Source organism: Syntrophorhabdaceae bacterium, assembly GCA_028713955.1.
Lineage (GTDB): Bacteria > Desulfobacterota > Syntrophorhabdia > Syntrophorhabdales > Syntrophorhabdaceae > UBA5609.
Window position 1 is genome coordinate 1 of record JAQTNJ010000146.1, and the last position, 7857, is coordinate 7857.

Consider the following 7857-nt stretch of genomic DNA (forward strand, 5'->3'; position numbering starts at 1 on the left):
GGAGAGACCACCTTTGCAACCACAGGATACCCGATCTCAGCGGCAAACCGGGTTGCCTCCTGAATCTCCTTTGTCCAGAGAAACCGTGTCACATCGAGGCCCGAGAGACGAAAGACCTGTTTTGCCTGCGGCTCCATCAGCCATCCCCTTGAGGATGCCTCAGCCAGTAATGTGAGGATCTCTTCCCTTAGCATGGCCTGTATCTCCTCATCGCCTCTGCCATGTGCACCGCGTCTTCTACAGAATGGGCAACGGGCATGTTGTTTAATGTAAAGCCCTCAATGAGCATGTTGTATTTGTCCACGTGCGGCACATAGGCAACGATAGGCTTACCCTCCTGTTGATAGACAAGGTTCAACCGGGCCCCGAGGTCCATGGTGATCCCGGGGATATAGGGGAGAAGCAGCATGATGATACACTCTATGTTGTTATTTCTGCTTAAAGTGAGTGCCGCTGCCACGAAATCATCATCTGTCGAACTCCCTGTAAGGTCGATCGGGTTGCTGAAAGATGCAATATTTTTAATTGTCGGCGATACGCTATTGCGGAGCTCTGTTTGTTCCGCTTCACTGAATGTCGGGACCTTAAGTCCATGGGAGAGACAGGTATCGGTAGCCAGGGCACCGTGCCCCCCACTGCCCGTAATGATCCCGATGTTCCCATTGATTGTTTTTTTGTAACAGCTGAGGGACTCGGCAAATGTCACAATCTCATACTCGTCCATTGCTTCAACTACTCCATGTTGTGTCATGACTGAAGAAAAGACCTCATAATCACCGGCGATCGAGGCCGTATGACTTTTGACGGCGCTGCTTCCCGCGGGGGTTTTGCCGGATTTGAGGACAATCACGGGTTTCCCGCATTCCGCTGCGGCAAGCACGAATGTCCGTCCCTCGTTTTCATCAAATCCCTCTAAGTAAAAGGTGATCACGTCGGTCCCGGGGTCTTCCCTGAAATACCGGAGCATGTCGATTTCATTGATGAGGGCCTTGTTGCCTATACTGACAGCCAGTGACACCCCGACTCCCTCAAGGGCACATTTGGCCATATGGTCTACAAGAATGCCCCCGCTCTGACTGACCATGGCAACCCTTCCCAGGCCGGGTATTACCATCCTCTCGCCCGGTATGAAGAAGGTATCCATGTGGGAAGGGGCGAAGATCCCGAGACAATTGGGCCCGATAAACGGGAAATCAGCCTCCTTTGCCGTTGATACAAGCCTGTTCTGGAGGTCTGTAAAGCCGGCCTCTGAAAACCCGCCTGAAATGACCACTGCGCCTCCCACGCCGGCCTCGATGCATTCAGCCATGACCGCGGGGACAATGTCGGCTTTCGTGGCGATAATCGCCAGGTCGATCTTTACCGGGATATCACTGATCTTTGGATAGACGGTTTCCCCACGGATAAGGCCGCCCTTTCCATTCACCGCATAGACCGGAATCTGGTAACGGAGATGGTTCTTGTTATATATGACATTTGCCGGATTGGATTCGTTGCTGAGAGAAACTCCGATGACCGCCATTGTTCCCGGTTTAAATAATCGCTTAAGATCCATCTTTCCCTCTTTAGCGGATCAGATTGTTGAAGCACGTTGAAATCATTTTAATCCTTTAGCGTGGAAAATACAATAGAATGGCAGATGATTCAAAATCGTATATAGTATTTCGTATATCGAGATTCCAAAAAAACCGTCCGACGTGATGTGTTCGGCGTAAGGAAACATCCGTTCAATGTTCAATGTTCTACGTTCAGAACCTTATTGTCATCGCGAGGCGAAGCCGTGGCGATCTCAAAAGATGGGATTGCCACGCCCTGTGGGCTCGCAATGACAATCCGCTCTTCCTGTGCCGTACAGTCTTTCTCCCTTTACGAATTACGACTCACGATTCACGGGGTTTATCGCCTCACGACTTACGGGTTTATGCTTATCACTATCGACTTGCGTGATCCGGCGATTTTCTGTTATAATCGGCTTCAAAGAATTAAGGAGGGGTGGAGGTCATATGAAGGTGCATTTCTGGGGAACACGGGGTTCATTGCCGGCTTCTGTTACGGCAGAGACGATCAGGGCAAAGATATACAAGGCAATAAAGGCATCGGAGGGTTTGTCCTCCTATGATGACAATGCGATCAGACAATTCATTGAAAAGGATCTCCCTTTTTCCGTAAAAGGGGGCTACGGCACGAATACGTCCTGCGCGGAGATTGTCGGCGGTGAAGATTATATCATCTGTGACGCCGGGACAGGACTGAGAGATTTCGGAAATTATGTTATGCAGCAGGGTGTTCAAAAACAGCATACATTCCATATCTTTCTTTCCCACCTCCACTGGGACCATATCCAGGGTTTCCCCTTTTTTATCCCTGCCTACATACCCGGCAACAAGGTAAATATCTACGGGTGCCATGACTACCTTGAGGAATCATTCGTGACACAGCAGAATGTTAACAATTTTCCGGTGCCCCTTAAAGCAATGAGCAGCGATATACGTTTTACTGTCCTTGACCCTGGAAGGCCATACGCGATAGGCGGATTCACCGTGAAGATCTTTCAACAGAACCACCCGGGTCATTCCTATGGGTACAGGTTTGAGAAGGACGGTAAAAGTATTGTCTATTCTACGGATTCCGAGCACAAGCAGGATGTTGATAATGCGAACTATCCCTTCATCGCCTTTTTCCGGAACACCGACCTTTTGATCTTTGACGCACAGTATGCCTTCTCCGAGGCTGTACAGGCGAAGGAAGACTGGGGACATTCCAATAACATGAGCGCTGTTGAGTTGAGTGTCAGGGCGGGGGTCAAACGCCTCTGCATGTATCACAACGAACCGACAGTCGATGACGCGAAGCTGGAAGAATTTCTGGAAAAGACAAGAAGGTACCTTGCACTCTACGCGGAGTCCTATCCACTCATAATAGATCTTGCCTACGATGGAATGGAGATCGAGGTTTAATCCACGACAATTATCACGGTTGCTGTCCTTGCGGGAGGAGTATCCTTTTCCCAGGGACGGACATATATGAGGTTGATCGTGGTTTTCCCCTTGCCTGCTGCCTTGAATGTCCAGACCTCATTCCCGCCGGCCCCGACAAGCTTCGTCTCCGGGGCCTTGTATTCTGAACTGATGAACCTGACTATCTTTTCGTCCGGCTTGTCTGCGAACTGCCACCGGTAGCCTGTTGTAGGGTTCGATTCGAGCGTCAGGACAAACTCATCGTCGACCTTCATTGCAAAGGGGGTTTCCGAACCGCTGAAGACCTTTTTCTTTTTCATGACTGATTCCTGAGCGCACCCATGGGACATGAACAGGATCAGCAGGCAGGTCATTACAAAGACTGTTAAAACCGGTTTTTTCATACCATCCTCCATTTGTTCTTTGCTTTTCACTCTTCGCTCTCAGCTCTCTGCTCTTCGCTGCCTTTCTCCCCTCACGCATTACGCCGAACGGTCTTTTTGGAATCTCGATATACGATATACGAACTACGATATACGATCAGTTATTAGTTATTCTCTCAGCGCTGCCGCAGGGTCGAGGTGGGCTGCCGAGCGGGCGGGGTAGTAGCCGAAAAAGACCCCCACCGCCGTTGCAACGCAAAAACCAAGGACAATTGCAGACTGCGATATGAGAAATTCCCATTTGGAGAAATGTGCAAAGACGTATGAAATGATGATCCCTATAATGATGCCGATAATGCCGCCGACGAAGCAGAGGGTGACGGACTCTATGATGAACTGGGTCTCAATATCGTTTCTCTGAGCGCCGAGTGCCCTTCGTATCCCTATCTCCTTGCGGCGCTCCGTCACCGAAATGAGCATGACGTTCATGACGCCGATGCCTCCGACTATGAGGGCGATGCTCCCTATTGCGCCAAGCAGCAGGGTAAAAAGCTGCATCTGTTTTTGCATCTGTGTTATCAGTTCTTCGGCAGTGCGCACCCTTACGCGGAGCCCCCTTGCCTTTTTATTGAAATAATTCTCTATAACGGCCTTGACTGTCTTGCTGTCCTCCGTGCTTACCCTTGCCATGAAGGTGGTGATATCATTTGTTGTGAATACGCGCATGGCCGTACTGATGTGGGTGATAGCGCTTCTGTTGATGCCTGACGGTCTCATGCCGCCGCCCTCAGGGAGATTTTTCAGGATGCCGACCACAGTGTAGATGCGCTCCCCGAACAGGAATTGCCCTCCAATGAGTTTTTTGATGCCGGCCTTTCGCAACATATCCGCGGTCTCTGAGCCGATGACGCAGAAAAACCTGTTTCTGTCGAGATCGGACAATGGACGGCCTTCCCGGATATATAATTTATTGAGATCGAAGAATGATTCATCGACGCCCATGAGTTCCAAATACATATCCTGGCCTGCGTATGAATACTGTGCACTCGACATAATATAGGGCGCAACCTTTTTGATTGAGGGACTGTAATGCGGCAGATTATAGATGTCGTCGATGTTGAACCCCTTATCGCTGCTGCCCTGCTCCTCATAATCCTTTGTGACCGAGACGATATCGATGCCCATGTCCCTGAACTGCTTCAGGGCCTCGTTCTGTACGATCGTGCCGATCGATACCATGCCGATGACGGACCCGATACCGATGACAATGCCGATAAGGGCGAGGATCGTGCGCTGTTTTGCCGTTATAAGGCTCTTCAGTGCCTCCTTGATGTTTGCCTTGATTATCATGGTTTTCTCATCCCGTAATGATGCCGTCCCTTAATTCGACCCTGCGTTTGCATTGCGCGGCTATTTTGGGATCGTGGGTGATAACTACGATCGTGATCCCCTCCTCTTTGTTCAATCTCTTAAAGAGGTTCATGATCTCCTGCCCTGTGTGGGTGTCAAGGGCGCCCGTCGGTTCGTCTGCAAGGATGAGCGCAGGATTGCCCGTAAGCGCCCGCGCGATTGCGACCCTCTGCTGCTGCCCGCCTGAGAGTTCCGTCGGTTTATGGTGAGACCGTTCCTGCATCTCAACCTTTTTGATATACTCCATCGATCTTTCCGTAATCTCTTTTTCACTGATCCCCCGGTAGATGAGGGGCAGGCCGACGTTATCGATGGCCGTTAATCTCGGCAGCAGATGATACTGTTGGAAGACAAAACCGATCATCCTGTTCCGCAGACTTGAAAGCATCCTGTCGTCATCATAGGTGATCTTGGTATCCTCTATGAAATATGACCCTGCTGAAGGCTGTTCCAGGAGCCCCATGATATTCATGAGCGTCGATTTTCCGCTTCCGGAAGGACCGATAATGGAGAGGAGTTCGCCCTTTTCAACCGTGAGGGAGATCCCCTTCAATACATCGACTGTGGTTGGCCCGACCCGGTAGGATTTGTTTATGTCTGTTAAGCGCAGCATATCCGGTCAGGGCAGAAGTATTTCTTCTCCTTTCGTCAATCCCTTTATTATCTCCACGGAATCAAGGGTGGTGATGCCTGTTTCAACCTTGATCTTTTTTATCTCATTTGTCTTTTTATCCTTCATCATCACGTAGTTGTCTTTACCTTCGATACTGACGGCCCGGATAGGGACCATGAGGGTATTCGGTCTGTCCATGGTTGTTATCTGTACCTTGCAGGACATGCCGAGGAGCAGCTTCTCTCTTGCATCGGGCGGATATTTTTCGACCGATACGATTATTGCATAGACAGGCGTCTTCTTTGAAGCGTCACTTTTTGACGCCTGTGATGAGACGTGGGAGACGGTTCCCTTCAGCGTTATGCCCGAAAAGGCATCGCCGGTGATTAAGGCTTCCTGGCCCTTTTTGAGCTTTAACACCTCCATCTCGTCCACCTCGGCCGTCACCGAAAACCCTCCCGTATCGCCGATGGATACGAGCAGGTCTCCTTCCGTGAAGGACATGCCGACCTCTATGAGCTTCCCTTTTTTATCCTTGTCAGTGCCCACATCGGGCAGGATCACCGTGCCTGAGACCGGCGCGATGACGTTTGCCTTTTGTAATTGCTGCTCCAGCACCTGCAGCTTGGTCCTCGCATTATCCAGCTCGATCTTTGTCACGCGGTAATTGTCCCCCTTGCCTTTGTTGAGGGCTGTTTGCAATTCCTGGAGGGAGGCATCGTAGTCCATCCTGGATGTTTCGTATTGCTGTTTGTCGCTTTCGAGATCAGTCGCAGAGATGTATCCTTTTTTAAACAGGATATTGCTCTGTTCAAATTTGCTCTTTGCAGTATCAAGAGTCATCTTCGATTTGGTAACGGACCGTCTTGCCTTCGTCACCTCATCGGCGTTGTCCCATTTTTCCATCTCTCTCATCTTTTCGAGGGCCTTTATGTACGTGACATTGGCTTCCCCGTATTTGGTCTCCGTTTCCGTCGCGTCCATTTTTAAAAGCAACTGTCCTTTCCGGACGGATTCCCCGTACTGGAAGTATTTTTCCTTCACCTTGCCGGTGAAAGGGCTTGTAATGTTGACCACGTTAATGGGCTTCAGAGACCCTTTAAGGGCGATGGAATCGGTCAATCTCTGTTCGCTCACAATGAACGTTTTCATCTGAGAAGGGTCCTTTACCTCTGCGCGGGTTTCCTTCGCAGGTCTGCTGCCGGGCGGTATAGCCATCTTCCAGCTTATAAGACCGAGGATCACGAAGAGCACTATTACAAAGGCTGTAGCGACAACGCGGATCATGTGGACCTTTTTCAGGGCTGCCTGGAGGTTTGTATTTGCCCCTTCCAGGTCGATGTAAGCAGCCTGCAGCTCTTTATGCTGTGCCTTTAGTTCGCCGGTAAGCCGGGCCTCTGATTCCCGTAATTGTTCAACCTCGGTAATGTCCTGAAAGACTACGATGACAGCCCCTTTTTCATCTTCTTTTCCTTCAGGTGATTTGAGGAAGGAGGTGGTAACGTTGAGGACCAGATCCTTTTCTGATGTTTTATAGTGCACCCTTGCGTTATGTACCATTGCCGATTCGTAGACTGCGTTCAGGATGGTCTGATTAAATTCGTCGTTCTCTTCCGCAACAAGGAAGACCTCGCCGAAGGTTCTGTTCACAACGTCCCCGCTTTTCAGGTTCAGGATTATCTCCGCTGCATTGTTGAAGGTGATGATCATGCCGTCTATGCCGATGGTCATGACGCCGTCGCGCATGTTGTCTAAAATGTTTTTGTACACTATTTCCTTAACCACTTCACCGCCCCTGTTGTTTCCATCACAGACCGTGTCTCTCATTATTTACTACTGTTTTTTGTCGCTATTTTTACTTCATCGTCATCCTTTGTAACGTCTATATTCCACGTCTTCAGGGTTGTCCCGAGTGTCTGATCCAGCGTTGTCAGGGCATTAAGGTAAGAGATGAGCGCGGACAACTCGGTGTTATGTGCGGTAACAAGGCTGTCCTGAAAACTGAGAAGCTGAAAAAGACTGCTTCTGCCGACCTTCATCTTTTCGTTTTCAGCGTCAAACTTTTTCTGTTCCAGTATGGTATTGCGCTTTGCGAGTTGAAGTTGCTGGTACTGCATATCGACATCTCTGGTTGCGTTCAAGACGTTTGCTTCAATGGTTTTTTCGAGCTTTATGAGGTTATTCTTTTGTGTATCGTATGCCACTTTTGCAATGAGGTAGGTGTTCGTGAGATCGGTGATGTTAAGGGGTATCGTAAGGGTTGCGCCCACGTTCCAGTCGCTTTTTCCCAGACTGCCGGCGCTGCTGTAAGCTGCCCCGAACCTGGAATTTGTCATACCGCTCCCTACGCCTGCGCTGACCGAGAAGTCCCAGAGAAGGCCGTTTTTTGCCACGTTGTATTGCAGTTTTGTTGTCTCAAGGTTTTGCAACTGTTTCAGATAATCGGACCTGTTCTTCCGGGCGATCTCCATGGCTTCCTTAAATGCGGGGGGTT

Annotated in this window: 8 protein-coding genes; 1 reads left to right on the forward strand and 7 read right to left on the reverse strand. The window is 49.8% G+C overall.

Going from position 1 to position 7857, the window contains the following annotated elements:
• Both PHU49_11775 and PHU49_11780 read right to left on the reverse strand, forming a co-directional pair.
• On the reverse strand, positions 1 to 194 hold a 194-nt coding region (locus PHU49_11775), incomplete at its 3' end, for an acetate--CoA ligase family protein (GenBank protein MDD5244684.1).
• On the reverse strand, positions 188 to 1555 hold the full coding sequence (locus PHU49_11780; protein ID MDD5244685.1) for a CoA-binding protein: 1368 nt from the start codon (positions 1553 to 1555) through the stop codon (positions 188 to 190). The genes PHU49_11775 and PHU49_11780, both read right to left, overlap by 7 nt.
• Before the next feature lie 448 nt (positions 1556 to 2003).
• Here PHU49_11780 and PHU49_11785 point away from each other — a divergent pair, with 448 nt between their 5' ends.
• Positions 2004 to 2957, forward strand: a complete 954-nt coding sequence (locus PHU49_11785; GenBank protein MDD5244686.1) for an MBL fold metallo-hydrolase — start codon at positions 2004 to 2006, stop codon at positions 2955 to 2957.
• Here PHU49_11785 and PHU49_11790 read toward each other — a convergent pair.
• The 5 genes from PHU49_11790 to PHU49_11810 all read right to left on the reverse strand — a co-directional run.
• The gene (locus PHU49_11790) at positions 2954 to 3361 is read right to left on the reverse strand and encodes a protease inhibitor I42 family protein (protein MDD5244687.1); all 408 of its coding nucleotides are present in this window, start codon (positions 3359 to 3361) and stop codon (positions 2954 to 2956) included. The two genes, PHU49_11785 and PHU49_11790, sit on opposite strands and share 4 nt — an antisense overlap.
• Positions 3362 to 3508: 147 nt before the next feature.
• Positions 3509 to 4690 carry an ABC transporter permease gene (locus PHU49_11795; GenBank protein ID MDD5244688.1) on the reverse strand — a complete coding sequence of 394 codons (1182 nt, stop codon included), beginning with the start codon at positions 4688 to 4690 and terminating at the stop codon, positions 3509 to 3511.
• Positions 4691 to 4697: 7 nt separating this feature from the next.
• A complete protein-coding gene (locus PHU49_11800) occupies positions 4698 to 5363 on the reverse strand; it encodes an ABC transporter ATP-binding protein (protein MDD5244689.1) in 666 nt (221 codons plus the stop codon).
• A 6-nt stretch (positions 5364 to 5369) separates the two neighbouring features.
• Positions 5370 to 7190: an HlyD family efflux transporter periplasmic adaptor subunit gene (locus PHU49_11805; protein ID MDD5244690.1), complete on the reverse strand. Its 1821-nt coding sequence runs from the start codon at positions 7188 to 7190 to the stop codon at positions 5370 to 5372.
• A partial coding sequence (locus PHU49_11810; protein ID MDD5244691.1) for a TolC family protein occupies positions 7190 to 7857 on the reverse strand: 668 nt, incomplete at its 5' end. The genes PHU49_11805 and PHU49_11810, both read right to left, overlap by 1 nt.

What these genes read in the sequence shown, in the direction of transcription:
- PHU49_11780 (MDD5244685.1), bottom strand. Translation starts at nt 1,555, where the DNA reads ATGGATCTTAAGCGATTATTTAAACCGGGAACAATGGCGGTCATCGGA.
- PHU49_11785 (MDD5244686.1), top strand. Translation starts at nt 2,004, where the DNA reads ATGAAGGTGCATTTCTGGGGAACACGGGGTTCATTGCCGGCTTCTGTT.
- PHU49_11790 (MDD5244687.1), bottom strand. Translation starts at nt 3,361, where the DNA reads ATGAAAAAACCGGTTTTAACAGTCTTTGTAATGACCTGCCTGCTGATC.
- PHU49_11795 (MDD5244688.1), bottom strand. Translation starts at nt 4,690, where the DNA reads ATGATAATCAAGGCAAACATCAAGGAGGCACTGAAGAGCCTTATAACG.
- PHU49_11800 (MDD5244689.1), bottom strand. Translation starts at nt 5,363, where the DNA reads ATGCTGCGCTTAACAGACATAAACAAATCCTACCGGGTCGGGCCAACC.
- PHU49_11805 (MDD5244690.1), bottom strand. Translation starts at nt 7,190, where the DNA reads ATGAGAGACACGGTCTGTGATGGAAACAACAGGGGCGGTGAAGTGGTT.